25 protein-coding genes and 6 tRNA genes are annotated in these 25,784 nt (G+C 64.6%); 16 read left to right on the top strand and 15 right to left on the bottom strand.

Annotated features, from left to right (window positions below; translation table 11 throughout):
- Nucleotides 1–210: 210 nt before the first annotated feature.
- Complete coding sequence (locus tag ACIBJI_RS22295) at nt 211–2,802, top strand: DNA translocase FtsK (protein ID WP_396956042.1); 2,592 nt, start codon at nt 211–213, stop codon at nt 2,800–2,802.
- A 36-nt stretch (nt 2,803–2,838) separates the two neighbouring features.
- Nucleotides 2,839–4,290 carry a carbamoyltransferase N-terminal domain-containing protein gene (locus ACIBJI_RS22290; protein WP_397085534.1) on the top strand — a complete coding sequence of 484 codons (1,452 nt, stop codon included), beginning with the start codon at nt 2,839–2,841 and terminating at the stop codon, nt 4,288–4,290.
- A 79-nt stretch (nt 4,291–4,369) separates the two neighbouring features.
- On the opposite strand, the gene ACIBJI_RS22285 is transcribed toward ACIBJI_RS22290, so the two are convergent.
- The 8 genes from ACIBJI_RS22285 to ACIBJI_RS22250 all read right to left on the bottom strand — a co-directional run bounded on the left by ACIBJI_RS22285 (nt 4,370) and on the right by ACIBJI_RS22250 (nt 5,804).
- Nucleotides 4,370–4,439 (bottom strand) — tRNA-Gln (locus tag ACIBJI_RS22285).
- A gap of 30 nt (nt 4,440–4,469) precedes the next feature.
- Nucleotides 4,470–4,541, bottom strand: a tRNA-Gln gene (locus ACIBJI_RS22280).
- 4 nt (nt 4,542–4,545) lie between these two features.
- Nucleotides 4,546–4,618, bottom strand: a tRNA-Arg gene (locus tag ACIBJI_RS22275).
- A 23-nt stretch (nt 4,619–4,641) separates the two neighbouring features.
- Nucleotides 4,642–4,718: transfer RNA gene (locus ACIBJI_RS22270), tRNA-Leu, on the bottom strand.
- Nucleotides 4,719–4,725: 7 nt separating this feature from the next.
- A tRNA-Gly gene (locus tag ACIBJI_RS22265) sits at nt 4,726–4,835 on the bottom strand.
- 81 nt (nt 4,836–4,916) lie between these two features.
- Nucleotides 4,917–4,988, bottom strand: a tRNA-Trp gene (locus tag ACIBJI_RS22260).
- A 78-nt stretch (nt 4,989–5,066) separates the two neighbouring features.
- Nucleotides 5,067–5,213, bottom strand: a complete 147-nt coding sequence (locus ACIBJI_RS22255; protein ID WP_396956040.1) for a hypothetical protein — start codon at nt 5,211–5,213, stop codon at nt 5,067–5,069.
- Between the two features lie 162 nt (nt 5,214–5,375).
- On the bottom strand, nt 5,376–5,804 hold the full coding sequence (locus ACIBJI_RS22250) for a hypothetical protein (RefSeq protein WP_364341475.1): 429 nt from the start codon (nt 5,802–5,804) through the stop codon (nt 5,376–5,378).
- 133 nt (nt 5,805–5,937) lie between these two features.
- Between ACIBJI_RS22250 and ACIBJI_RS22245 the strand changes: the two genes are divergently transcribed.
- Nucleotides 5,938–6,939: a TerC family protein gene (locus ACIBJI_RS22245; RefSeq protein WP_364341473.1), complete on the top strand. Its 1,002-nt coding sequence runs from the start codon at nt 5,938–5,940 to the stop codon at nt 6,937–6,939.
- On the opposite strand, the gene ACIBJI_RS22240 is transcribed toward ACIBJI_RS22245, so the two are convergent.
- From ACIBJI_RS22240 to ACIBJI_RS22230, 3 genes are all read right to left on the bottom strand, one after another.
- Complete coding sequence (locus ACIBJI_RS22240; protein WP_364341471.1) at nt 6,936–7,475, bottom strand: hypothetical protein; 540 nt, start codon at nt 7,473–7,475, stop codon at nt 6,936–6,938. The genes ACIBJI_RS22245 and ACIBJI_RS22240 overlap by 4 nt on opposite strands.
- Before the next feature lie 115 nt (nt 7,476–7,590).
- Nucleotides 7,591–7,875, bottom strand: coding sequence for a YciI family protein (locus ACIBJI_RS22235; RefSeq protein ID WP_364341469.1), 285 nt, complete (start codon nt 7,873–7,875; stop codon nt 7,591–7,593).
- Nucleotides 7,876–7,891: 16 nt separating this feature from the next.
- Complete coding sequence (locus tag ACIBJI_RS22230) at nt 7,892–8,458, bottom strand: amino-acid N-acetyltransferase (protein WP_364341467.1); 567 nt, start codon at nt 8,456–8,458, stop codon at nt 7,892–7,894.
- A gap of 389 nt (nt 8,459–8,847) precedes the next feature.
- Between ACIBJI_RS22230 and pgsA the strand changes: the two genes are divergently transcribed.
- The 8 genes from pgsA (at nt 8,848) to ACIBJI_RS22190 (ending at nt 14,468) form a co-directional block, all read left to right on the top strand.
- Nucleotides 8,848–9,504, top strand: coding sequence for a CDP-diacylglycerol--glycerol-3-phosphate 3-phosphatidyltransferase (gene pgsA, locus ACIBJI_RS22225; protein ID WP_364341465.1), 657 nt, complete (start codon nt 8,848–8,850; stop codon nt 9,502–9,504).
- Complete coding sequence (locus ACIBJI_RS22220) at nt 9,501–9,995, top strand: CinA family protein (RefSeq protein WP_364341462.1); 495 nt, start codon at nt 9,501–9,503, stop codon at nt 9,993–9,995. The genes pgsA and ACIBJI_RS22220 overlap by 4 nt, the downstream gene beginning before the upstream one ends.
- A gap of 168 nt (nt 9,996–10,163) precedes the next feature.
- Nucleotides 10,164–10,601 carry a helix-turn-helix transcriptional regulator gene (locus tag ACIBJI_RS22215; RefSeq protein ID WP_364341460.1) on the top strand — a complete coding sequence of 146 codons (438 nt, stop codon included), beginning with the start codon at nt 10,164–10,166 and terminating at the stop codon, nt 10,599–10,601.
- Nucleotides 10,602–10,803: 202 nt separating this feature from the next.
- Nucleotides 10,804–11,634 (top strand): phage shock protein PspA, encoded by an 831-nt coding sequence (gene pspA / locus ACIBJI_RS22210; protein ID WP_364341458.1) that lies wholly within the window; start codon nt 10,804–10,806, stop codon nt 11,632–11,634.
- Nucleotides 11,635–11,784: 150 nt separating this feature from the next.
- Entirely contained in the window at nt 11,785–12,675 is an 891-nt protein-coding gene (locus tag ACIBJI_RS22205; protein ID WP_364341456.1) for a hypothetical protein, read from the top strand.
- Nucleotides 12,676–13,204: 529 nt separating this feature from the next.
- Nucleotides 13,205–13,654: an SRPBCC family protein gene (locus ACIBJI_RS22200; protein ID WP_364341454.1), complete on the top strand. Its 450-nt coding sequence runs from the start codon at nt 13,205–13,207 to the stop codon at nt 13,652–13,654.
- Nucleotides 13,651–13,995: an ArsR/SmtB family transcription factor gene (locus ACIBJI_RS22195; RefSeq protein ID WP_397085530.1), complete on the top strand. Its 345-nt coding sequence runs from the start codon at nt 13,651–13,653 to the stop codon at nt 13,993–13,995. Before ACIBJI_RS22200 ends, ACIBJI_RS22195 begins: the two co-directional genes overlap by 4 nt.
- Nucleotides 13,996–14,024: 29 nt before the next feature.
- Nucleotides 14,025–14,468 (top strand): SRPBCC domain-containing protein, encoded by a 444-nt coding sequence (locus tag ACIBJI_RS22190; protein ID WP_364341450.1) that lies wholly within the window; start codon nt 14,025–14,027, stop codon nt 14,466–14,468.
- Nucleotides 14,469–14,571: 103 nt separating this feature from the next.
- Here ACIBJI_RS22190 and ACIBJI_RS22185 read toward each other — a convergent pair whose 3' ends face one another.
- Nucleotides 14,572–15,705: a mandelate racemase/muconate lactonizing enzyme family protein gene (locus tag ACIBJI_RS22185; RefSeq protein WP_397085527.1), complete on the bottom strand. Its 1,134-nt coding sequence runs from the start codon at nt 15,703–15,705 to the stop codon at nt 14,572–14,574.
- Nucleotides 15,706–15,723: 18 nt separating this feature from the next.
- Nucleotides 15,724–16,638 carry a 5-dehydro-4-deoxyglucarate dehydratase gene (gene kdgD, locus ACIBJI_RS22180; RefSeq protein ID WP_396956035.1) on the bottom strand — a complete coding sequence of 305 codons (915 nt, stop codon included), beginning with the start codon at nt 16,636–16,638 and terminating at the stop codon, nt 15,724–15,726.
- Between the two features lie 262 nt (nt 16,639–16,900).
- On the opposite strand from kdgD, the gene ACIBJI_RS22175 reads away from it, so the two are divergent.
- From ACIBJI_RS22175 to ACIBJI_RS22155, 5 genes are all read left to right on the top strand, one after another.
- Nucleotides 16,901–18,286, top strand: coding sequence for an MFS transporter (locus tag ACIBJI_RS22175; RefSeq protein ID WP_397085525.1), 1,386 nt, complete (start codon nt 16,901–16,903; stop codon nt 18,284–18,286).
- A gap of 20 nt (nt 18,287–18,306) precedes the next feature.
- Nucleotides 18,307–19,419 (top strand): lactonase family protein, encoded by a 1,113-nt coding sequence (locus tag ACIBJI_RS22170; RefSeq protein ID WP_397085523.1) that lies wholly within the window; start codon nt 18,307–18,309, stop codon nt 19,417–19,419.
- Between the two features lie 171 nt (nt 19,420–19,590).
- Complete coding sequence (locus ACIBJI_RS22165) at nt 19,591–20,352, top strand: DUF4239 domain-containing protein (RefSeq protein WP_397085521.1); 762 nt, start codon at nt 19,591–19,593, stop codon at nt 20,350–20,352.
- 93 nt (nt 20,353–20,445) lie between these two features.
- On the top strand, nt 20,446–21,312 hold the full coding sequence (locus ACIBJI_RS22160; RefSeq protein ID WP_397085519.1) for a hypothetical protein: 867 nt from the start codon (nt 20,446–20,448) through the stop codon (nt 21,310–21,312).
- Nucleotides 21,313–21,656: 344 nt separating this feature from the next.
- The gene (locus ACIBJI_RS22155) at nt 21,657–22,931 is read left to right on the top strand and encodes a cytochrome P450 (RefSeq protein WP_397085517.1); all 1,275 of its coding nucleotides are present in this window, start codon (nt 21,657–21,659) and stop codon (nt 22,929–22,931) included.
- A 72-nt stretch (nt 22,932–23,003) separates the two neighbouring features.
- On the opposite strand, the gene ACIBJI_RS22150 is transcribed toward ACIBJI_RS22155, so the two are convergent.
- On the bottom strand, nt 23,004–24,272 hold the full coding sequence (locus ACIBJI_RS22150) for a cytochrome P450 (RefSeq protein WP_364342000.1): 1,269 nt from the start codon (nt 24,270–24,272) through the stop codon (nt 23,004–23,006).
- Between the two features lie 253 nt (nt 24,273–24,525).
- Nucleotides 24,526–25,761 carry a cation:proton antiporter gene (locus ACIBJI_RS22145; RefSeq protein WP_397085515.1) on the bottom strand — a complete coding sequence of 412 codons (1,236 nt, stop codon included), beginning with the start codon at nt 25,759–25,761 and terminating at the stop codon, nt 24,526–24,528.
- Between the last annotated feature and the right edge of the window lie 23 nt (nt 25,762–25,784).

The following is a 25,784-nucleotide window of genomic DNA, read 5'->3' as shown; positions in this document are numbered from 1 at the left end:
ACACGCCAAACAGGATGGCTGATTCGCGACGACTGATCTCGTGCGGACATGGGTAACTCGTCGGGCACGTCCAAAAGCCGCCTAGCACTTCACATGCGGTCCGGTACGAGAGTGCCGAGGTACTCACGACCGGCAAAAGGTTCGGGGAGGCGGGACAGTTACCTGTGTGGTTGATGGTCTGGATGGGGCGTTTGCGGCTAGCCTGGGTCCATGGCAGGTAAGTCCCGCAGCTCCACGACCACTCGTGCGCGGGCGGGATCGGCCCGGGGGAGGACCACGGCGGCGTCTCGTTCGGGCCAGGCTCGCACCACCGCTCAGCGCCGCTCGCCCGCACCGCGCGGCCGCACCACACCGGTGCGCCGCCCGGTCCGTCGCAAGTCGAATACCGCACCGCTCGCGGTGATCAGTCGTGGGATCAGCAGCGGCTGGAATATGCTCGCGCGCGGTCTCGGCGCCACCACCAGGGCCGTGAGTCGGGCGGGCGAAATCGAACACGGCCATCGCCGCGACGGCATCGCACTGGCCCTCATCGCCCTCAGCGCGGTGATCGCTGCCGCCGTATGGCTCTCGGCGGGTGGTCCGATCGGGCATTGGGTGGAGGAGGCGATTCGCGCGGTCTCCGGATCGGCTTCGGCCGGACTACCGTTCGTGGCAACCGGAATCGCGATTGTCCTGATGCGGACCGAGGCACGTCCGGAGATCCGGCCGCGGCTGGTACTCGGCGGATTGCTGATCGGCTTGCCGGCCCTGGGTCTGTGGCATGTCGCGGCCGGGTCGCCGACAGATGCACACGGGCGTTCGCGCGCAGCGGGTTTCGTCGGTTTCGTGGTCGGCGGGCCGCTCACCGACGGGCTCACCGGCTGGCTTTCGGTGCCGATTCTGTTGCTGGCCATCGTTTTCGGTGTGCTGCTGGTAACCGGAACCACCGTACGCGAGGTGCCGCAGCGGTTGCGCGAATACTTCGGCACCGGCAGCGGTGGTGACGAATACGGTGACTACGATGGCGAATCCGATTTCGATCCGACCAATTACGATGCCGACGGATTCCCACTGCATCGCAGTACCAAGTCGAAGCGACGTGGTCGCACCCCCGAGGAGAACTACCCGCCCGACGAATTCGGCGGTTCCGATGCGGTCACCGAGCTCATCGGCGAACCACCCCTACGCGATGCTAAACCGATTGCGACCGAGGCAGCACCCGAGGAGAAGCCCAAGCCGAAGAAACGCCCCCCGATCAAGGTCGAGGACCAGACCCCACCGCCGCCCAAGCAGCTGGAGTTCATTACCGACCGCGAGATCGAGGGTGATTACACCCTCCCGCCGCTGACGCTGCTGACCGACGGTGAACCGCCCAAGAAGCGCAGTGCCGCCAATGAATCGATGATCGAGGCGATCACCGAGGTGCTGGTGCAGTTCAAGATCGACGCGGCGGTTACCGGATTCGTGCGCGGCCCGACGGTCACCCGCTATGAGGTGGAACTCGGTCCGGGTGTGAAGGTCGAGAAGATCACCGCGCTGGCCCGCAATATCGCCTATGCCGTCGCCACCGAGAATGTTCGGCTGCTTGCCCCGATTCCGGGTAAGTCCGCCGTCGGTATCGAGGTGCCCAACGCCGATCGCGAATTGGTGCGCCTGGCCGATGTGCTCAAGGCGCCCTCGACTCGAAATGACCACCACCCGTTGGTGATCGGTCTCGGCAAGAATATCGAGGGCGATTTCGTCTCGGCGAATCTGGCGAAAATGCCGCATCTGCTGGTCGCGGGTTCGACCGGTTCCGGTAAGTCGAGCTTCGTGAACTCGATGCTGGTATCGCTGCTTGCGCGTTCGACTCCGGACGAGGTCCGGATGATCCTCATCGACCCGAAGATGGTGGAACTCACTCCATACGAGGGCATTCCGCACCTCATCACCCCCATCATCACCCAGCCGAAGAAGGCCGCGGCCGCGCTGGCTTGGCTGGTGGAGGAGATGGAACAGCGCTACCAGGACATGCAGGCCAATAAGGTGCGCCACATCGACGACTTCAACAAGAAGGTCAAGTCGGGTGCGATCACCGCGCCACTGGGCAGCGAACGGGTCTACCGGCCGTATCCGTACATTCTCGCCATTGTCGACGAGCTCGCCGATCTCATGATGACCGCGCCGCGCGATGTCGAGGACGCGATCGTGCGCATCACCCAGAAGGCTCGCGCCGCGGGCATTCACCTGGTGCTCGCGACGCAGCGTCCCTCCGTGGATGTGGTTACCGGCCTGATCAAGACCAATGTTCCGTCCCGATTGGCCTTCGCCACTTCGTCATTGACCGATTCGCGGGTCATTCTGGATCAGCCGGGCGCGGAGAAGCTGATCGGTATGGGTGACGGACTGTTCCTGCCGATGGGCGCGAACAAGCCGACCCGACTGCAGGGTGCGTTCATCTCCGATGAGGAGATCCACGCGGTCGTCGACTTCGCCAAGAACCAGGCCGAACCGGAATACCAGGAGGGCGTCACCGCTGCCAAAGCGGGTGAGAAGAAGGATGTCGACCCCGATATCGGCGACGATCTGGATGTCTTCCTGCAGGCCGTGGAACTGGTCGTCACTTCACAATTCGGCTCGACCTCCATGCTCCAGCGCAAGCTGCGCGTCGGCTTCGCCAAGGCCGGCCGCCTGATGGATCTGATGGAAACCCGCGGTGTCGTCGGTCCCAGCGAGGGATCGAAGGCGCGCGATGTGCTCATCAAGCCCGATGAACTCGACGGGCTGCTGTGGACGATCCGCGGCGGCGGCGACGACGCGGACCCGGACCACCCAGAGGAGTGAAAACGCTTCGGCGGCAAATATTCTCACCGCCGGTGGGTGGCTGTGGTGTCGGTACAGTGGTGCCGCGTGGTGATCTGCGGAATCAGAGTGTCGCACGATGGTGGGGTCGCGGTTATCGAGGACGACCGGCTGGTGTTCGGCATCGAGCTGGAGAAGCTGGATAACAGCAGGCGCCACCGCACGCTCGGCGATCTCGACCAGGTCGCCGATATATTGCGGTCGGAGGGATTGGCGCCCACCGATATCGACCGATTCGTGGTGGATGGTTCTGCGCCGGAGATGGATTCGACCGAGACCGCACGCATTGCAACATTGGTCGGCGGCCGTCCCGTCGAACTCGCGATCGCGCCGTATCAGGATCGGCCCGGATGCACCATACCGCTGGCACGGCACCGCTTTCGCGGTCACGGATTCGGTTCCGCCGCGGAAGAGTACGTCAGCTATCACCACGTGGACCAGCACATCATGGGTGGCTATTGCACGAGTCCGTTCGCGGCACGCGGGGAGGATGCGCTCGTCTTGGTCGGCGACGGTGGAGCTCGCGCGCGGCTCTACCATGTCGTGGCGGCGGCACGAAGGGTCCGTTCGGTCGCCACATGCCAGGAGCAGACGCAGCGGTTGTCGTTGAGTTCGCTTGTGCGCCAGGATCCTTCATTGCCATCGAGGCTCGTGGTGGCCGGGGAAAGCGCCCTCGATATCAAGTGGAACTCGCAGCTGCGCGGGATTTTCGAGGAGGTCTGGATTCCGCCGTTTCCCGACGACTCGGGCGCGGCCATCGGTGCCGCGTGCTGCGAGATGTTTCGGAAGGGGCGAAGTACGGCACTGCGGTGGGGTGTGTACTCCGGTCCACGAGTCAGGGTATGCGGGGTGCCGGACAACTGGCGCAGACAGCCCTGTGACGAGCGGGGAGTGGCGGACCTACTGCACCGGAAAGGTGAGCCGGTAGTGGTGCTTTCGGGTCGCGCGGAGCTCGGACCGCGCGCCCTCGGCAACCGCAGCATTCTCGCTCCCGCAACGGATTCGGCAATGCGGGACCGGCTCAACGGCATCAAGCGCCGAGCCGCCGACCGGTCAGTGGCGGCAGTGTGCCTGGCGCAACGGGCTGCGGAGGTGTTCGGGCCCGGCGGCAACGATCCGTACCTGACCTTCGAACACCGCATCCGTCCGGAGTGGGCCGACCGCATTCGAGCCGTGCAGTTGGACGGTACCGCGCGGGTGCAGACGATCGATGCCGCGGCAAAGAGCCCGACCGCCCGGATCCTTTCGGCGTACGAGGTCATCAGCGGCGTACCGGTGTTGTGCAATACGAGCGCGAATTCCGAAGGGTGCGGATTCTTTCCGGATGTGGCCGCCGCGGCGCGCTGGGGTGGCACCCGCTATATCTGGTCCGAAGGGTATCTTTACACCGATCAGGCACGGGTACGGCAAACCACCCGCGAACGCGGGTCGGCTTCGCGAGAATGGGGCCATACGAGTGTGACTTGGTAGCTCATCGTGGAGTCGAACCACGCGGCAGGGCCTTATGAGAGCCCCGGGGCGAACCTGCATGAGCCTCGGTCGGTGTGCGCTGGAGTGCCAGGATTCGAACCTGAACCGGCGGAGTCAAAGTCCGTCATGCTGCGTTACACCACACTCCATCGTTCTGAGCGCGAGCGCCGAGAACTAAGCTGGAGTGCCAGGATTCGAACCTGAATCGACGGGTTCAGAGCCCATCATGCTGCCGTTTACACCACACTCCATCGGCGCGCTCGGAAGGATTCGAACCTTCATCCGCCTGCTTCGTAAAAAGGTGCTCCGTCCGTTGAGCTACGAGCGCTGATCCACGCAAACCGCGCGGACTGGTTCCCTCGGCGAGATTCGAACTCGCATCAACCGGATTCTAAGTCCGGTGCCTCTGCCAATTGGGCTACGAGGGAATGGTTTTGGTACCCGTGGGTGGGATCGAACCACCGACCTGCGCCGTGGGAGGACACCGCTGGCGACTGCTTGCGGGTCGCTCGAAAGGGTCGGCTCTCTCGTTGAGCTACACGGGCTCGAAACCGGTATGCAGCAGGGTTATTCAAATCTCGCATTACGAAATACCTACTGCTGTGCATTCACTATGAAGTTATGAGCACGGATGGAGGGATTCGAACCCCAGCCCACGACTTTGGAGGTCGTTGCTCTTCCAGTTGAGCTACATCCGCTGGACAAGAAAAAGGACCGCTCCGTGGCGAGTATTCCGCCTGGAGCGGCCCCTGTTCAGGCCTTCTCGAATCGAGACCTCAGGGGCGGCTCCGGATACTCGCCTGTCGCGGCTGCGACATCAACGGCCAGGTCAGGCGCAGCTGCGACATCGGCCGTCGGGTGCCGGAACGCAATTGCCAGGCACCGGCGAGGGAGCGTAGTCCCTGGTCCTGGGTGCTGGTCATTGCCTTTGCCTTTCGTGGTTCCGATAACCGATCGATTACTGGTTCTTTCGAGCGACCTGCAAGCAGTCGCCAGCGATGCGGATAACGCTAACACCGGAAGCCGCGATGAGGAACCCATTTATTCCCTACCGGCGAGTTGTCGGCGTGCCTGCAGCGTGTAAGTCAGCGGAAGGCGTTCGGATGCTCGCTGAGTCGCCACTCGCCATTCGCCTCGCGCGTCATCTGTCCGGGCAATGCCTCCCAGGGAACGCTGCGGTGCTCCACCAGTCCGGTGATCGTCATGCCGTGATCGAGAAGTGCGGTCACCACGTCGCCGAGTCCGTGGTTCCACTCGTGCGTCACGATCTGTGTGAATTCCGTATCGGTCTCGACATAAGTCGTTCCAGACGAAAACACGGAGGGCTCGGGCATTTCGAAGTAGGGATAGCCGACAGTCGGTCGGTCGGTGCGGGTTTCGTCCATGGCCCACAGCATCCTGAGGAACTCCGGATCGGCGACGAACCGTGACACAGCGTAGTCACGCGATGCGGCATGCGCCGGCGCGCGCTCGTCCCATTTCGCCTTGTTCAGGATGAGGTAGTCGTCGGTCATGCTCGTGAGGGTGACACGACGGTCGGCGGACCCGCATGTGAAATTATGGTTAGCAACTCCCCCGCTAGCTCGACAGATCGGACAAATCGGGCATGATTGCTGTCATGAGACGCCCAGCCGCCCCGGAGCCCGCATGCACGTAACCGCACTCGAGTGGACCCTGACGATCGCGATGATCCTGGGTCTGTTCGTCTTCGACTTCTTCGCCCACGTCCGCACACCACACGATCCGAGTTTCAAGGAATCCGGCATCTGGTCGACGATCTACATCGGCTTGGCCCTGGTATTCGGTGGTTTCGTCGCCTGGAAGTGGGACGCGACCTTCGCGGGCGAGTACTACGCGGGCTTCGTCACCGAGAAGGCCCTGTCGGTGGACAACCTGTTCATCTTCGTCATCATCATGTCGAGCTTCGCGGTGCCGCGGATCTACCAGCAGAAGGTCCTGCTGATCGGCATTGTGCTGGCGCTGGTCATGCGCGGGGTGTTCATTGCCGTCGGCGCGGCCGCGATCAGTGCGTTCAGTTGGGTGTTCTATCTGTTCGGTCTGTTCCTGGTTTATACGGCCGTGAAACTATTGCGCGAGAGCGGACACGAGGTAGAGCAGGAGGAGAAGCGCGACAGCCGGATCGTAGCGCTGGCCAAACGAGTGCTTCCGACCACCGATGAATACGACGGCGACAAACTGCTGACCCGGATCGGCGGTCGGCGCGCAGTCACCCCATTACTGTTGGCGCTATTGGCAATCGGCTTCGCGGATCTGCTGTTCGCGCTGGACTCCATCCCCGCCATCTACGGTCTGACCGAGCAGCCCTACATCGTGTTCACCGCGAACGCCTTCGCGCTCATGGGTTTACGGCAGCTGTACTTCCTCATCGGCGGCCTGCTGGATCGCCTGGTCTACCTGTCCTATGGCCTTTCGGCGATTCTCGCGTTCATCGGCGTCAAACTGGTGCTGCACGCATTGCACGAGAACACCCTGTCTTTCGTCAACGGTGGTCGGCACGTCGAGGTACCGGATATTTCCACGCCCGTCTCGCTGAGCGTGATCATCGGGATTCTGCTCATCGCGACCGTGGCGAGCCTGATCAAAACCCGTGGTGCGGCCCGGTCGGTCGAGAGCCGGATCGGCGATTAGAACACTCGGTTGTATTCGGGCGCGATCTCGAAGCCGCGGCCGGTCGCGTCATTGCGGCAGGTCACCCCTACGGGCTGGGCCCGGCAGGTGAAGCCGTACATGCTCAGGCTCGACCCGACCGGCAGCACCGGCCCGTCGGCATCCGCGCCGGATGTGGTTCCGACGAAGAAGCCCCGGTTCACACAGAGATATCCGGCGCTCTCGCCGACCGCGAGGGCGGCCGCGCTCGGGTCGCTGCCCCAGCAGGCTTGCATTGTCGGTGGGGTGGGTTGGGTCGTGCCCTGGCAACCAACCGGTCGTTTCGGCTGTCCGAACGGCTCATCGAGGAAGCCGCAGGCGATGCCGCCGTCCGCTGTTCGAAAGTAGTAGCCATCGGCGGCGCGGTATATCGACTCGTCGACCACACCTGGTCGTAGCAAGGGACGATCCCCGGCAGCCAAGTTTGCCGTTTTGTCGAAATCGGTGGCCGTCGAGCAGGTAGTGAGTGCGAGGCCTGCGACCGACATCGACGCGAAAATCGCGACGGATATGCGCATACGGGGGAGTCTGCGTCGGCGGGCTCGGATTCGCCCGCACCTGGCGCGGCGTGTCGCCGTAAGTTTGCTGACCGCCGAGGGTTGAGCGGGGACACGCGGCGGTCAGCCCGATCGGTCAGGAAGCGAATGTGCCCATCACGGGCAGCCACTCGACCGCGCGCACGTCGTCGATGAGGTTTTCGCGGGCGAACGGATCCTGTGGCAGCAGATCCTCGATGCTCGCCTCGTCCGCCACCTGGAACAGCAGCAGGGCGCCGGATCCGTCCGGGTAGGGACCGCTGGTCAGCAGCGAACCCGCATCGATCAGACCGTTGAGCCAGGCCCGATGTTCCGGGCGGAAGGTGTCGCGCGCCTCGACGGTGGCGTCGGAATAGGTGTAATGCACGGCGAAGATGGGCACGATCGATCCGTTCTGGTCAGAGGTTCAGCAGCATTCGAGTATTGCCGAGGGTGTTCGGTTTCACATAGCTGAGGTCGAGGAATTCGGCGACGCCGGGATCGAAGGTCCGGCACATCTCCGCGTACACCTCGGCGGTCACCGGTGTCCCGTCGATTTCCACGAACCCGTGCCTGCCGAAGAAGTCCACCTCGAAAGTGAGTACGAACAGCCGTCCCAGTTCGAGTTCCCTGGCCACTGTGACCAGCCGCTCCACGATGAGCCGCCCGACACCGTGCCCCTTGACATCGGGATGCACCGCGACCGTGCGCACCTCGCCGAGGTCGGCCCACAGCACATGCAGCGCACCGCAGCCGACCACCCGGCCGTCGAGTTCGGCCACCCAGAATTCCTGCACCGCCTCGTAGAGCGTGACCAGGTTCTTCTCCAGCAGAATCCGACCGGCGTATTCATCGACGAGGGCCTTGATCTGGGGCACATCGGAGGTTCGGGCGCGTCGCACGACAGGGACAGATTTGTTCGCGGCAGGTGCCGCGCCCGGATGCGCGTCGCTAGTCGAACCACCAAGTGGTCCCCGAGAGGTCATGGGGTGCACAGTAGTCGGCCCGGTTACCGATACTCTGAACGTGTGCCGCACATCCACCCGCTCCGCTCACCGCATCGCGTCGGCATGCGTCCGAGCCTCGTGGCGGTGGGTTTTGTGGCCTGCGCGCGGGAGCTGAGCGCAAGTGGGGCGGGGGCCGTGCGGGAGCGTAGCGAGCGAACCGTGTCGCAGCCGTGCACGCACGCGCCGGAGCTGAGCGCCAGTGGGGCGGGGGCCGTGCGGGAGCGTAGCGAGCGAACCATGTCACAGCCGTGCACGCACGCGCCGGAGCCGAGCGCCAGTGGGGCGGGGGCCGCGCGGGAGCGTAGCGAGCGAACCATGTCACAGCCGTGCACGCACGCGCCGGAGCCGAGCGCCAGCGAGGCGGAGGCGTGAGCGTGCAGCCCGAAGAGATAGATCGACGCTGGGTCGAACCCGCGCCCCGTGCCGGATTCGCGCACGCCCAGGCGGATCCGGTCGTACCGCTGATGAATATCGCGAATGTGCTGACCATGCTGCGCATCGCGTTGGTTCCGCTGTTCGTGCTCGCGCTGTTCGTGGGCGGCGGCCACCAGACTGGCTGGCGGATCGCTGCCGCCGCTTTGTTCGGCATCGCCGCGATCACCGATCGCTTCGATGGGCAATTGGCACGCAAATATGGTCTGGTCACCGATTTCGGCAAACTCGCCGATCCGATCGCGGATAAGGCGCTGATCGGTTCGGCGGTGATCGGACTTTCCATGCTGGGCGATCTGGCCTGGTGGATCACCCTGGTCATCTGCGGTCGTGAGATCGGGATCACGCTGCTGCGGCTGGTGGTGGTGCGGCGCGGGGTGATTCCGGCCGGACGCGGCGGCAAGTTGAAGACGCTGGTGCAGTCCGTCGCGATCGCGGTTCTGCTGTTGCCGCTGCATGGCGGATTCGCCACCGCTGGTATGGCGCTGATGTATGTGGCTGTCGCGCTGACGGTCATTACCGGCCTCGACTATGTGGGGCAGGCGGCGCGGCTGTGGCTCGCGGGAGGTTCGGGCCGGGCGCGCGGCGCATGACCGATCCGCTGACAGCCGGAGCGCCGGTCGTCGAATTGGTGCGCGAGCTCGGTGCCGCCGGGCAGACCGTGGCAACCGCGGAATCGCTGACCGCGGGGCTGCTCGCGGCGACCATTGCAGGGGTGCCGGGTGCGAGTGCGGTGCTGCGTGGCGGGCTGATCGTCTATGCGACGGAACTTAAACACAGCCTCGCCGGTGTCAGTGACGAAGTGCTCGCGACCGAAGGGCCGGTGGCAGCGAGCACCGCCGAAGAGTTGGCCGTCGGTGCGCGGCTGCGCTGTGATGCGGACTGGGGTGTCGGATTGACCGGCGTCGCCGGACCTGAATCCCAGGGTGGGCATGCCGTCGGCACAGTCTTCCTGGGTGTGGCCGGGCCTGGGCATACCGAGGTCATGCGGTTGAAACTGGACGGGGGCCGGTGGGCGATCCGAATCGGCGCTACGCACAGCGCGGTGCGGGAGTTGCGTCGTATCGTGGGAGGCGGCCGTTAGCGACTGCTTGCAGGTCGCTCGAAAGGGTCAGCTAGCTGGGTGCTTCGGCATCTGGATTGCCACTGTGGGAACCAACCGGTCCCTGCTCGACGTTGTGCCAGAAAGGACGGCGTGCGCAGCGCTGGTAGGCGCCCGCGGACCCGGTTACTGGGAGCTAAGGAGAACGACATGACGCTGCTGCGAGAGGCGATCGGGGACAGTCTGCGGCGTGCTCGTCTCGCCCAGAGCCGGACCCTGCGTGAGGTCTCCACCTCGGCGCGCGTGAGCCTGGGATATCTGTCGGAGGTCGAGCGGGGTCGCAAGGAGGCCTCCAGCGAACTACTCGCCGCCATCTGCGCGGCCCTGGATGTGCCGCTGTCGCGGGTGCTCTGGGATGTGAGCACGATCATGGCCGGTGCCGACGGCCTGCCTGCCGAGGCGCCCGCCCAGACCGTCGACGCCCCAGAGGCGGAGCGGACCGCAGCGGCCGAGCCCGCCGAGGCCGCGCCGGAGCCCGCGACCGCCACGATGTCGGTGGCTGAACCCCGGCCGCAGATCGCCGAGGAGACCCGGATCGTCATTCCGGCGCCCAAGGCGGACATGCTGGTCCTGGTGAAAAGCAACTGATCAATAGACGAGAGGTGGCGCCCGCGGCCGACGCTGCGAACCTGTGCCGAAAGCGGATAGATTCTGTACTAGGCGTCGGATGGGCCGGGTTCGCCCGGCCCGGGTGCCACATGGTGGAGGATAGGCACATATCGGGTGCGTGACGGTCGCGCACTAGAGTCGCGGTAAAGCGCGGCGCATCTTATGGAGGCGGGATCAATCGATGGCTAATCCGTTCGTCAAGGCCTGGAAATACCTGATGGCCCTCTTCGATTCGAAGATCGAAGAGCATGCGGATCCGAAGGTCCAGATTCAGCAGGCTATCGAGGAAGCTCAGCGTCAGCACCAGGCCCTCTCGCAGCAGGCCGCATCGGTCATCGGCAACCAGCGTCAGCTGGAGATGAAGCTGAACCGTCAGCTCGACGATGTCGAGAAGCTCAATGCCAATACGCGCCAGGCTGTCATGCTGGCTGATCAGGCCGCTGCGGCCGGCGATACCGAGAAGGCGATCCAGTACACCAACGCCGCCGAGGCATTCGCCGCGCAGTTGGTCACCGCCGAACAGGCTGTCGAGGACCTCAAGGTGCTGCACGACCAGTCGCTGCAGGCGGCCGCGCAGGCCAAGAAGGCGGTCGAGCAGAACGCGATGCTGTTGCAGCAGAAGGTCGCCGAGCGCACGAAGCTGCTCAGCCAGCTGGAGCAGGCCAAGATGCAGGAGCAGGTCTCGGCATCGCTGCAGCGGATGGATTCGACGCTGTCCGCGCCTGGTACCACGCCGAGTTTGGATGCCGTGCGCGAGAAGATCGAGCGCCGCTACGCGAATGCGCTGGGTGCCGCCGAACTGGCCGGCAATTCGGTGCAGGGCCGGATGCTCGAGGTGCAGCAGGCCAGCGTCCAGATGGCCGGACACAGCAAGCTGGAGCAGATCCGCGCCTCGATGCGTGGCGATGCGCTGCCCGCCGGCGGTGCCACCGCTATCAATCCGGGTGCGGCGCAGGCGAATCCGGCGCAGCCGCAGCCGCAGATGAACAAGGGTCAGACCGCGCAGCAGTAGGCGCGTAGTTCGAAATAAATACAGTTCGGCGAGGACTTGTTCGGTGGAAGACATGGCACGGGTACCTGGCGGGTCGGCCGTCGGTCATGCTCGGGCCCTGCCTGTCCGGCCACCGCGGGTCGCGCGGAACGCCTGCCCTGGAGGAGAACGATGAGCCCGCAGGGACCTCGCGAACAAGGTAAGGGCGGTCGTCGTCGCGGTGCTGCGCTGGTGCGCGCACAGGCGGTGCTCGCGCCACAGCCGGGGAGTCTGCCCGACAGTCTGCGCGAGGTGGGCGAACATGCGCTGGTGGCGGTGCGGCGCTGGGCGGATCCGCGCGAGCGGGAATTGCGTAAGCGCCGCCGGGCTCGCCGCCGCAGCTTCCAACTCGGCACGGTCGGAGGTCTCACTACTGCGGGAACCGTTGGGCTGATGGTGATTTCGGCACCGGTATGGGCGGTAGTGGTGGTCGGCGGCGGAGCGGTGGCGTTGGTCACCGGCACCGCGCTGAGCGCCCGCCGCTATCTCCAATTGCGCAGCGCCCCGCTGCCGCGGGCAGCCTTCGTACCGCGCAAGCAGCCACCGCCGTGGTCCTGCGCGCGCGGGCCGATTTCTCGCTTGGTCCGGGCAGAAAAGGCGCTACACGGCCTCGGCACGCAGATCGCCCGCTCGAACCGACTGCCCGAGGACGAACTCGCCGACATGATCGAAACCGCGGGTTCCGGCGCGGCCGCGCTACACGCGCTGGCCGCCGATATCTCCGCGATGGAACAGGCACTCGGAGCCATGGGGCACTCGAAATCTGTTGCCGCCGTTGGCCTCACCGAGAATATGCAATTCGCGCTCGGCCGCCTCGATAGTGGCGTCGCCGAATACGAACAGGTGGTCGCCGCTGCGGGGCGTATTCTCGCGGTTCCCGAAACTGCCTTGCTACGGCACAACTTCGACACCATCGTCGCCGACCTGCGCGATGCCGCCGATCGCCTCGACGGGTGGGCACAGGCCCTCACCGAGGTTGCGGATCAGCACATCCCGACTTCCCTTCCCCCGCAGGGGATCTAGCGAGCGAGCTCGGAGCGGGACGATACCGCCTCTGCCGTAGTCGCGGGGGCGGGGGATAGTGCTACTGCCGCAGTTGCTGGCCGAGGGACGGTGTACTGCCGTAGATGCTGGGCGGGGGCGAGAGTTGTCTCCTGCGACAGTTGCCGAGGTGAGGGCGAGTGATGGTACTTCCGCCGCAGCGCAGATGATCACTAACGACGGGGGCCGACTACATGGCCCGGCTGCGGCTGCACTTCGCCGCCGACTTGGCGATACTCGACGAATATCCGCAGCATCTGCGGGCGGTGCCCAGCATCGGATGCTCGCCACCCTGCTCGCCGCGCACCCTCTTCGTGGGCACTGCCGACCGGAGGCCAAACGCGGGTGAAAGTATGAGTAACCGCCGAAACCTCTGCTGACCACGGGTGATTGTAGTGCGAGGGTTTCTGCCGTCCCAGACCTGATCGACCAACATGCAACCGATGGTTGCGTGATTGCGGATGGTGGGCTAGCGTTCTGTGCAACCAAACGTTGCGAATGGAGAAAGCATATGGAGTTCGGCAGCATCGAACGCGAGATCCACGTCGACGCCTCGCCCGAGGTGGTCTTCGAGGTGGTCAGCAGTCCCGAACACATCTCGGAATGGTGGTCCGACGCGGCCGATTTCCAGGTGACTCCCGGCGCGTCCGGTGAGCTGGTCTTCGGCGACCGGGAACATGTCGCTCCGATCACCGTGGTGACCGTCGAGCGGCCACGGCTGTTCTCGTTCCGCTGGTGCTATCCGGAGGGCTCGACCGACCTCGCCGACTCGCTGCTGGTCACCTTCGAGCTCACCCCGGCGGGCGCGGGCACCAGGATTCGGCTCACCGAGACCGGGTTTCGCGAGATGGGTTGGGAGGCTGCGAAGTTGGAGGAGACATATCAGGACCACGCCTCCGGTTGGGACAGGTTCATTCCGCAACTCGGCGAGTACATCGCGCGGCTGGTGTCGACCCCGTGACTACGCCCGTCGACGACGATCTGTGGTCCGCGGTCGGGGATCCGACCCGGCGGCGGATGCTCGACCTGCTTTTGGCGGCCGGTGATGGCACGGCCACCAGCCTCAGTGAGCAACTGCCGGTGACACGGCAGGCCATCGCGAAACATCTGGGCGTGCTCGACCGCGTCGGTCTGGTGCACGCCACGCCCGCGGGGCGGGAACGGAGGTATCGGGTGGACGAGGCGCAACTTGCCCGCGCGGTAGCGCAGTTGTCCTCGGTCGGGGCGGCTTGGGACGCCAGGCTCCGGCGTATCAAGCGAATCGCCGAGGCGATTCAGCGCACAAAAGATCAGCAGAAGTGAACATCCAACACTGGAAAGAGGATTCGAAAATGGTGGATATCCTGCACCGCGTCGCGATCAAAGCGTCGACGGCCGAGGTCTATACGGCCCTGACCACCGTCGAGGGGCTCGCCGGTTGGTGGGCGACCAACACCAAGGGCAAAGGCAATGACATCGGCGGCGTGCTCCAATTCCGTTTCGACGCCGGCGGATTCGATATGGAGGTCCTCGAGCTCGACCCTGCCAAGCGCGTGCGCTGGGAGGCCGTAGAGGGCCCCGAAGAGTGGGTCGGCACCCACGTGGATTGGAACCTCGAGCAGGTTGACGACTATGCAGTCGTGCTCTTCAAGCACGAAGGCTGGAAGGAGCCGGTGGAATTCATGCACCACTGCAGCACCAAGTGGGCGGTCTTCCTGCTGAGCCTGAAGTCATTGGTGGAGACCGGAAAAGGCGCGCCCGATCCGCACGACGTCAAGATCGACAACTGGAACTGACGTAACAGGCGAATGGACGGGCGATCACCATGCGCTGGTGCAGTGGTCTCGCGGCGAATGCCGCCACCAGCGCATGGTGATCATCTGACCAGCCCCGGGGCGGTCAGGAGTGGATGGTGTGTTCGGCGGTTGTCCAGGCGCGGGCTTGGTCGCTGATGGTGATGCCGAGGCCGGGGCGGGATGACAGGCGCATGCGGCCGTCGGCGATTTCCAGGCGTTCGTTGAAGAGGGAGTCGAACCATTCGAAGTGTTCGACCCAGGGCTCGCGGGGGTAGGCGGCGGCGAGGTGGATGTGGATTTCCATCGCGAAATGTGGTGCCAGTTGCAGGTTTTGGCTGTCGGCGAGGGCCATTACCTTCAGGAACTGGGTGATGCCGCCGACGCGCGGTGCGTCCGGTTGCACGATATCCGCGCCGCGGGCAGTGATGAGTTGGGTGTGTTCGGCGACGCTGGTGAGCATTTCGCCGGTGGCGATGGCGGTGTCGAAGGTGGCGCTGAGTTGGGCGTGGCCGTCGAAGTCGTAGGCGTCGAGGGGTTCTTCGATCCACACCAACCCGAAAGGTTCGAATGCTCGGCACATGCGGCGGGCGGTCGGGCGGTCCCACTGCTGGTTGGCGTCGACCATCAACGGCACCCGGTCGCCGAGCTTCTCGCGCACCGCGGTGAGGCGCGTGAGATCCACTGCGTGGTCGGGATGCCCGACCTTGATTTTGATGCCGCCGATACCGTGTTCCAACGATTCCGTGGCACGGTCGAGGACCTCTTCGATCGGTGCGTGCAGGAACCCGCCGGAGGTGTTGTAGCAGCGCACCGAATCACGGTGGGCGCCCAGCAGTTTCGCCAGCGGCAACCCGGCACGCTTGGCCTTCAGATCCCACAGCGCGACATCGAAGGCGGCGATCGCCTGCACCGACAGCCCGCTGCGACCGACCGACGCACCCGCCCACATGAGCTTGTCCCAGATCTTGGCGATATCGCTGGGGTCCTCACCGAGCAGCACGGGCGCGATCTCGCGGGCATGTGCGAACTGTCCCGGCCCGCCCGCACGTTTGGAGTAGCTGATGCCGATGCCTTCGAGTCCGGCTTCGGTGGTGATCTCGGCGAAGAGCACGGCGACTTCGGTCATGGGTTTCTGTCGACCGGTCAGCACCTTCGCATCGCTGATCCCGGTGGGCAGGGGCACGGTCACCGAGGAGATCTTGACGCTGGTGATCCGGTCGAGGATGGGTGAGTCCATAGTGGGGTCCTTCTGGGGTCAGGCGATCGTCTTCACGAGGGTGGTGAGCTCGGTGAGTTCGGCCTCGGTGAGGTCGGTGAGCGGCGGGCGAACCCGGCTGGAGGGTCTGCCGACCGCGGTGAGACCGGCCTTGATGATCGATACCGCGTAGCCGGGTCGACGGTCGCGGATGTCGAGGTACGGGATGACGAAATCGCGCAGGTGCGTGTAGACGGTGGCGCGATCACGGGCGCGGACCGCCCGATAGAAATCGAGGGCGAACTCGGGGGCGAAATTGAAGATCGCCGAGGAATAGGTGGTCACACCCATTTCGGTGTAGGGGAGCGCGAAGGTTTCCGCGGTGGGCAGGCCGCCGATGTAGGTCAGTCGGTCGCCCATTCTGGCGTAGATCCGCGTCATCGACTCGATATTGCCGACGCCGTCTTTGAAACCGATGAGGTTCGGGCTGCGCTCGGCCATCCGGGCGACCGTCACGTCATCGCAGGCGGCATTGGCGCGGCTGTAGAAGATCACCCCGAGCGAGGTCGCCGCACACACTTGGGCCACATGTTCGACCAAGCCGTCCGGCGAGGCTTCCACAAGATAAGGAGGCATCAGTAGGATTCCATCCGCGCCAGCCGCCTCGGCCGCGCGTGCCTGTTCCACCGCCATCCTGGTGCCCGCTGTCGCGGGCGCGATCACCGGCACCCGTCCGGCGGTCTCGGCAACCGCGGCGCGCACCACGCGATCGATCTCCGCGCTGGTCAGCGCAAAGCCTTCGCCCGTGCCGCCCGCCGCGAACAGGCCCGCGACCTCGTATCGGGACAGCCAGCCGATGTGATCCCGATAGGCCCGCTCGTCGAAGTCGAGTTCGGCGTCGAAATGGGTGACCGGGAACGAGAGCAATCCGCGCCCCAGCGCGGGTCCCAATTCCTCGGCGGATAGCTGCGACACGGATATCCTCCTGGCAACGGAAACTTCTGATTTCTCTGGAGATTAGGTCCGGCGCACGATGCCGGTCCAACACTGTTTGGAAATCGACCGATACTCGAATGGCATCAGATCAGGCTGTGCGGTGTAAGACCGGCACCCTCTCGTTTGGGTATCGCTCAATACCGAATTGGTGTTCGACGGGTATCGCTTCGGCCCTTTAGCCTCCTTTCACACCCATTGCAGGGTGATCCGGCGCACACCGGCCGGTCACAGGAGGACAGTGATGTTGAAACGTGAGAGTATGCCCGCCGATGGCGGCGCCCGCGCCGTGGTGGCGCCCACCGAACAGCGGCCGGGTCGTCGCATTCCCACGCGCTATCTGGTGCTCGGGCTGTTGTTCATCATCACCGCCGTCAATTACGCCGATCGCAGCAGCCTATCGATCACCGGCAGCGCAGTACGGGCGGATCTCGGATTTTCCACCATCCAGCTCGGCTACATCTTCTCGGCATTCAGCTGGGCCTATGTCGTCGCGCAATTACCCGGCGGGATGCTGCTCGACAGATTCGGTGCACGACGGGTCTATGCGGCGAGCCTGGCATTGTGGACGCTGGTCACCGCGGCCACCAGCCTGGTCGGTCTGATCACCACCCAGGTGCTGGTCGCATTGTCGCTCGTATTCGGGTTGCGATTGCTGCTCGGCGTATTCGAATCCCCGGCATTTCCGGGCAATGCGCGGGTGTCGACCATGTGGTTCCCGACCGCCGAACGTGGCCGGGCGACAGCGGTTTTCAATTCGGCGCAGTATTTCGCGACCGTGATGTTCGCCCCAATAATGGCCTGGGTCACCAATCAATTCGGCTGGCGCTGGGTATTCGTATTGCTCGGCGTGCTCGGCTTCAGTTTGGCGGTGCTCTGGTGGCGCTGGCTGTATCCGCCGCGCGCGCACCGCCGCGTCACCCTGGCCGAACTCGATACGATCGTCGCCGGTGGCGCACTGGTCGACCTCGATACGACCAAGGGCGAGAACGCGACTCAGCGCAAGCGACTCGATCGGCGCATGCTCGTGCGCGTCTTCTCCACCCGGCCGCTGTGGGGCGTCTATGTCTTCCAGTACGCGGTCAACGCACTGACCTACTTCTTCATCACCTGGTTCCCGATCTATCTGAACAAAGGCCGCGGCCTGTCGCTGGTGCACGTCGGATTCGTCGCCGCACTGCCTGCATTGGCGGCCTTCATCGGCGGTCTGGTGGGCGGCATCGTGTCCGATGCCCTATTGCGTCGCGGACGATCGCTGACGGCGGCGCGCAAAATCCCGGCGGCCGCGGGCATGTTGCTCGCCACTCTTATCGCGCTGTCCAACTTCAGCGATAGCACCACGGTGATCGTGGCGATCCTGACCGTGGCATTCTTCGGCAAGGGCATCGGTTCCCTCGGCTGGGCGATCACCACCGATATCGCACCGACGCAGGCGGTCAGCTTCGTGAGCTCCACCATGAATGCCTTCGGCAATATCGCGGGCATTGTCACCCCGATCGTCATCGGCTATCTGGTTTCTTCGACCGGCTCGTTCAATACCGCGCTGTGGTTCGTATCGGCACACGGGTTGCTCGCCGTAGTCGCCCTCATCGGGATGGGCACCATCCGACGTATCGAATTCGACGCCTGAACCGAAATCGGAAGTGCCCCATGACCATCAGATATCGCAGCGCATTCGGTAGCGCCGGAATCCTGCTGGCGGCAGCCCTCGCCGGATGCGCCGCGGACCGTCCCGCCGCGGCCGATCCCACGACGATCGTCTACGTATCGAATGCCGACAGCGCCGAGATTTCGGTGCTCCGGCTCGACAATGCTACCGGTGCGATCACCTCGGTGGACACGGTTGCGGTGCCGGGCAAGGTAATGCCACTGACGACCAGCCGCGACCACCGCATTCTGTACGCATCACTGCGATCGGCACCGTATTCGGTGGCGGCATTCGGAATAGATTCGGCGACAGGGAAATTGCAGCCGACACCGATCGTCGCACTCCCGGACAATATGGCCTACCTCTCGACGGACCGGACCGGACGCTACCTGTTCGGCGCCTCCTATACCGGGGACAAGATCTCCGTGAATGCGATAGATCCATCGGGCCGGATTTCGGCGGAGCCGCTCCAGGTGATCGCGACACCGCCGCATGCCCATTCGATCGTCGCTGATCCGTCCAACCACTATGTGTTCGCGGCCGTACTCGGCGCTGATGTCATCCTGCAGTACCGCTTCGACGAGAGCACCGGACGACTGACACCGAACGAACCGGCATCGGTCGCAACGAAACCGGGCGCGGGTCCACGGCACTTGCTCTTTCATCCGAACGGCCGCTACGTCTACGCCACCAACGAACTGGACGGAACGGTCAACACCTACCGCTTCGATCCCGACCACGGCACGCTCACCCTGCAGCACTCGGATTCGGTACTGCCGCCCGATTTCGCTGGCGGCGCACCCGCTACCTCGGATCTGCACATCACGCCCGACGGCCGCTATCTCTATGTCGCCGAGCGAACCTCCAGCACGATCAAGGGTTTCCGGGTGGCCGATGCCACCGGCGCATTGACGCCGATCGGATCAACGCCGACCGAGGCACAGCCCCGCGGGTTCGCTATTGATCCGCGCGGCCGCTATCTGATAGCCGCGGGCGAGAAGTCCAATGCGATCACCCGCTACACGATCGACCCGGCCACCGGCACGCTTACCCCGGGTACACATCTCGACCTCGGTCGTGATCCGAACTGGGTCGAGATTATCGATATGCCCTGAGTGGCAGCACCTCCACCGACATTCCGTCCCGCGAACGCGGAATGTGTTGGGACACACCATCCATCCGGGTCTCTGCACCGAATAACAGTTGATCGACGCCGCTGATGCTCGCCCTGGACGAGCATCAGCGGTGCGGATCTGGTCGGTGTGTTTCGGGAGGTGCGTCGCCATATGCTGTTGATATTCATCGTGCCCGTCCTTGCGGCGATCATCGCGGTGGCCATCTTCGTGATCGGAGATCGGCTGCGGCCGGATTCGTGGGTGTCGACCGAGGAGGAAGCGGCCGGGTCCCTCGTACTGGAATTGATCAACACGCTCTTTCTGGCGGTGGTCGCCTTCGTGGTGGTGATCTGTTGGCAGGAGTACGACAACGCGCACAATCACACCATTGCCGAGGCGAAGGCGCTGGTGGATACGTATTGGACCGCGCATTCCATGCCGGATCAGGAGCATCGCCGGATCCAAGGTCTGGTACGGGATTACACCGATCAGGTCCTCACCCGGGAATGGCCGGTCATGCAGGCGGACCGGCGGCTGAGTCAGCCCACGCAGGACACCTTCGACAGTCTGCGCGATGCCGTCGGCTCGATCAATTCGACGGATCCGGACGTCGCGGATCTGCGCACGAGTGCCATGGCCAGCCTCGACGCGGCTGCCGAGGCGCGCCAGGACCGGGCCATGGACGCGAGTTACCAGATGCCCGTATTCCTTTACGCGGCTTTGTGGTTCGGGACGGTCCTGCTGCTGTGTAACGCGGTGCTGTCGGGTGTGGAGGTCACCAAGCGCAGTCTGCTGATGACCGCGCTGCTCGGCATCGTCGTCGGCACGGCGGTGCTGGCGATCTACAACCTCGACCGGCCGTTCTCCGGCGGAAACAGTGTCCCGAAGGACGCCTTCGAATTCGCCATGTCCCGCTACGACCACATCACCTGACAGACCGCTCGAGACTTGCGGAGCTGCGACGGACGGGGTATCGGCAACATGACGTTTGTTGTGCAAAGACGAAGGGCCACAGTGGGGTTGGCCGTGGCAACAGCGGTTCCGTTGTTCATGGGTGGGCCCGCGGCGGCGGATTCTACCGGGCCCGAGTGGCCGGCCATCGGTGATATCGCCACCGGAAGCGCTGCCGTCGACGCGACCGGGACCGGGAGTGCGGCTGCGGATTCCGGGAGTAGCTCCTACGGCGGCGTCTTGGATCTCGAACCCAGGGGCTTCGTCACCGGCAGCGCGACTCCGGGGACAGCGATGTCGGGTAATACGAGGCAGGGCAGCGCGGCGACCGGAACCGGCGGCATCGACGACGGCGCCGATGACCCACCCGCCGGCGGGCGCGCGGATGCGACGGCCGCAGCGGGTGAGTCGCTCGGCCTCGACCCGGGCAGCGTCCAATCCGCCTGCACCGGCAGTGCCGTAATCGGAAGCGCGACAATACTGCTCGGTCTGATGACCGGCAGCGGCATAACCGGTAGTGGCGTAACCGGCTCCGGTTTGATCGGCACCGGTTCCGTCGGTTCGAGCGGATCCGGGCTCGGCAGTGTCGTGGTCGGCAGCGCGATGACCGGAAGCGCGCTGCTGACCTGTCTGCTCCTGCTCCCGGTACCAGAGCCGGCTCCGCCCGGCATCCCCATACAACTCGGCCCACCGCCGCCCGCGCCCGCGATACCCGCACCGGCAGCGCTGGTTGCCCCACCTGAATTGCCCCCGCCCGCACCCGCGCTCGCGCCGGAAACGCCGATCCGCACCACCCCGCATCGACCAGCGCCTGCGGCGGCCGAATCCGCCCCGGAGAATCCGATCGCCTGGAACCTGCTGGAGCTGGTGACGGTCATGGTTGTCACGGTCCTGACCGTGGTCCGCAAGGTTGCTGTAGGTCGCAACCGGCGAGCCGAATGACTCCCGCGGGCGCAGCCCTGATCCGCTGAACCCGGGCGAATGCTTGCACGAACGGCTGTTGGGGCTGCGCGTCTCATGAGCGGTGGCTATCATAACGGCGGGCACTCAAGAACTGGTCTGGGGCAACGGATTTGGATCATGGGCACCGGCATGGAACTCGTGATCCGCACCACACGTGCTGCCCACATGGGGCAGATCGGCGCGACTGAAGTCGTGCGAGCAGTTTGTTCGTAACCCGTTGTTCATCTACCTGCCGAAGCTCGCCGCTGTGACGTAACTGAGGTCAGTGCTGGGTCCGCTCGATTGTCAAGGTTCTTTAGTTTTCAAAAGGTCGGAGTTCATCTGTGACAACGCACACGCATCACCCACCGGAATCACGCTCCTCGGTCGGCGGCTCACCGGGCTTCGGGGCCGGTCCGCGCATCGTGATGTACACCCCCGAATTCGCCGCCGACCCGCACCGGGTCTACGGGGAGATGCGCGAGAAGTTCGGTTCGCTGGTGCCGGTGGATCTCGCCCCGGGCGTACCGGCCACGCTGGTGACCGGCTACTACACCGCGATCCGCATCCTGACCGATCCGGACCACTTCCCGGCGGATCCCCGGACGTGGGAGCGGAACATCCCAGCGGACTGCCCGGTACTCGGCATGATGAGGCGGCGGGAGAACGCCCTGCGCACCGACGGGCAGGAACATAAGCGCTATCGCGAGTCCGCCAGCGCGGCGATCAATGACGTCGATCTGCTCGGCATGCACGCTGTGATCGAACAGATCGCGATCCCGCTGATCAACGAGTTCTGTGCCGACGGACACGCTGATGTGTTGCAACGCTACGTTTTTCCTCTTGCGTTCACCGCGGTGAACACCATGCTGGGCGTCGACTCGGATATCGGCGCGCGGGTCGCGGCGGCGGTGGATGCCATGTTCGATGCCGGAGCCGAGGTCGGTGCGGGCGACCGAATGCTGCACGAGGCGCTACGGGTGCACGTCGATCGCAAGCGGGAGGAGCCGGGTGACGACATCACGACTCGATTGATGCGTCACCCGAGCGGTTTGACCGATGAGGAGGTGATCCAGCAGTTGGTGACGCATTACGCGATCGGGGTCGAACCGCTGGTCCACCTCATCGGCAACGCGTTGCGACTGATGTTGACCGACGATCGATTCGCCGCGGGCATGCACAGCGGTAGTCTGTCGACCCGCGATGCGCTGGACGAAGTGCTGTTCACCGACCCGCCGTTGGCGAACTACTGCATTTCCTATCCCCGGCAACCGATTCTGCTCAATGGTGTGTGGTTGCCCGCCCACCAGCCGGTCGTCATCAGCATGGCCGCGTGCAACAGCGATCCCACCGTCAATGCGGTCGACGGGGTCGAGCGCGATGGCAATCGTTCACATCTGGCCTTCAGTGCCGGACCACACATGTGCCCGGCACAGGATGCCGCCTACCTGATCGCCCAGGACGCGATAGACCAACTGCTCGATGCCCTGCCCGAAATCGAGTTGGGCGGTCCGGCTGCCGAACTCGGCTGGCGCACCGGGCCGTTCCACCGCGCGTTGACCGCGCTGCCGGTCGTCTTCCCGAAGTCCGCTCCGTTCCCGGAGTTCCCGCCTCTCTGAGAACCCCTGCCGAGCCGAGGGCCGAGATCGCCGCACCGTCGACGATCTCGGCCCGCCAGCGGACGCCGAGACCTACATGAGTTTCATCGGCGCGGACGGTGTGAAAACGACCGGGAATGCCGCCATCGCACGGTGGAACGGACCGGGCCGCCAGATCAGCTGATCCGGGTGCACCCCGAGCTGGATATCGGGCAGTGCGTCGAAGAGCTGATCGATGGCGTACTGAACCGTCAGGTACGCAACACCTTTGGCCGGGCAGGCGTGCGGCCCGGCGCTCCACGCCAGGTGTGAGCGATTGCCGAGACGTCTTCCGTCGGCGTCTGCGTCGCCGCGGATCTCCGGGTCGTTATTGCAGCCGGTGAGGCTGATGACGACCGGTTGGTCCGCGGGCAGCCAGATATCGTCGACCATGATCGGCTGGCGCGGATAGGTTGTGCAGAAGTTCGCCATGGGCGGGTCGTTGAACAGAACTTCGTCGATCGCGGTGATCGTCGACAGGTTGCGTCCGAGGACATCCGCGCACTTGAACCGGTCGTCGGTGATCATCAGCAGCAGGGCGTTCGTGATCAGGTTGCGCTGTGCTTCGAATCCGGCGCCGTAGAAGCTCATCAGCTGGGCGAAGATTTCTATGTCGTCCATGGCGGCCGGGTGGTGTGCCAGCCGTGAGGTGACGTCGTCGCCGGGATGGTCGCGTTTGAGCTGGATCAGCTCCAGTAGTGCCTCTTTGAGCATCGCCATGCCCTGGGCGCTGCGGACGGTGTCGAAGCGCGCCGCCATGCCGCTCGCGACGCGCTGCCCGATATCGGGTGGGCAGCCGACGATTTGGTTCAGGACACCGAGGACAAGCGGAAATGCGTACTGGGTAACCAGATTGGCGTTTCCGGCCTTGCAGAAGGTGTTGATCAGCGGGATGGCGATCTGCTCGATGGTCGAAGGCAGTCCGTGCACATCGATTCCGTCGATGCTCGCGACCGAGGCATCGCGATAGCGGGCGTGGGTAGGTCCGTCGTTGTTACGTGCGGCCGGGAGCCAGGCCATCATCGGCCGCACCGGGCAGTCCTCGGGGACGGTCTTCTGCCAGACGCGGGGATCGGCGGGGAAGTGGGTGGGGTCGTTGAGGATTCGCACGGCGGTCGCGTAGCCGATCACGAGGGTGGCCGGCACTCCGGGGGCCAACTCGATCGGAACCAGCGTGCCGTACTTACGCCGCATCTCTTCATAGGCGTGGTGCGGATCGGCGACGAACTCCGGTGTATACAGCGGAATCCGCTCACCGGTAGTGCTCGATGAGCCGTGCTGCACGGGGCAAACTCCGGTCGTGCCGGTATGCGGATCGGACATGGGGGTATGCGGTGTGGTCAAAGACGTTACTCCAAACGGTGGAACAGAATTCGACAAAGACTGAATCAATGAGCGCGGGCAGATTCCTCGACCGAGGTCAGCGGTGCGTCGTCGAGTATTCGAAACGACACACCCTTCCTAGGACCTTTCCGGAACCTGGCGACTCGCCCACGCTAGCAACATAGCAACGGGCAGGCCACGACGCCCGGGGAACCTGGTTGCCAGCCGGTTGGTTAGAGCGTGTCGTCGACGACTATTCGATCGGGCCGCCGACGGGTAAGCGGTTGACCGGGGTGGCTGAATCGCCCCGTGGCGTTTCGTGGACACCGATCAGCCGCAGTAGCGGCGCTGTCATCGCCGTTGTCACCAAAGCCATTACTACCAGTATCGAATATAGCTGTGGGCCAATGAGTCCCGTACTGAGCCCCACGTTGAGTATGACGAGTTCGGTCAGGCCGCGGGTGTTCAGTAACGCCGCCAACGCCGCCGCTGATCGCGATGTCAGACCGGTCAGTCGCCCGGCTAGATAAACACTGCCGAGCTTCCCTGTGACGGCCACCACCATGATCACTACCAACTCGCCGACGGCGGCACGGTCGATCGCCCCGAGATCGACCGCGAGTCCGGCCACGACGAAGAATCCGGGCAGCAGCACCAAGCTCAGAATCCGGGCGCCGGATTCGACCGCTTCGCGTCGCGCGCGTGGGAACACCACACCGAAGGCGAACGCACCGAATATCAAATGCAGTCCGATCCATTCGGTTATCGCGCCGAGCAACAGCGCGCCGCCGACACCGATCACGATCATCGTCTGCTCGGTGCCCGCCACGGCGATCCGCGTCAATGCCGGGCGCACGACCCACCACGTCACCACGACCACCGGCACCAGCAGCGCCAGTCGCCACTGGCTGCCCGTTCCAGGGTGCGCGACGGCCAGCACGACGGCCAGCGCCGTCCAGGCGAAGATGTCGACCAGCGCCGCACAGGCGAGGCTGAGCTGACCGATTCCGGTGCGCGTCAGCCCACGATCGTGCAGGATCCGGGCCAGCACCGGAAATGCGGTCACCGCGAGGGCACAGCCGATGAACAGCGTGAAGCTCGGTAGGTCACCGGTTCGGTGGCGGGCGAGCGCGGTCGCGGCGATGCCGCAGCCCAAGACGAACGGCACGGCGTAGGCGGCGACCGATACCGCCGGAATCGAGCGTCGGCTGCCCGAGAATACGCCGCGGTCGAGTTCCAACCCGGCGACGAACATGAATACGGCGACGCCCACATTGGCGAGCAGGGTCAGATACGAGCGGACCTCGTGCGGGAACAGCATGTCCGAAAGATGCGGCCCCAACACGGTCGGGCCCGCGAGTATTCCGGCGGTGATCTCGCCGATCACCGCGGGCTGGCCGACACGTTCGGCCAGCCACCCCAAGATCCGAGCGGCTGCCATGATGAGGGCGAGATCCATTAGGACCACAACGATTTGACTACTTTGCACTTACTTCTCCTCGCGATTCGACG

The sequence above is a fragment of the Nocardia sp. NPDC050408 genome (assembly GCF_044458905.1).
In the GTDB taxonomy this organism is placed as follows: domain Bacteria; phylum Actinomycetota; class Actinomycetes; order Mycobacteriales; family Mycobacteriaceae; genus Nocardia.
This window is presented reverse-complemented; position numbering and strand designations above follow the sequence as displayed.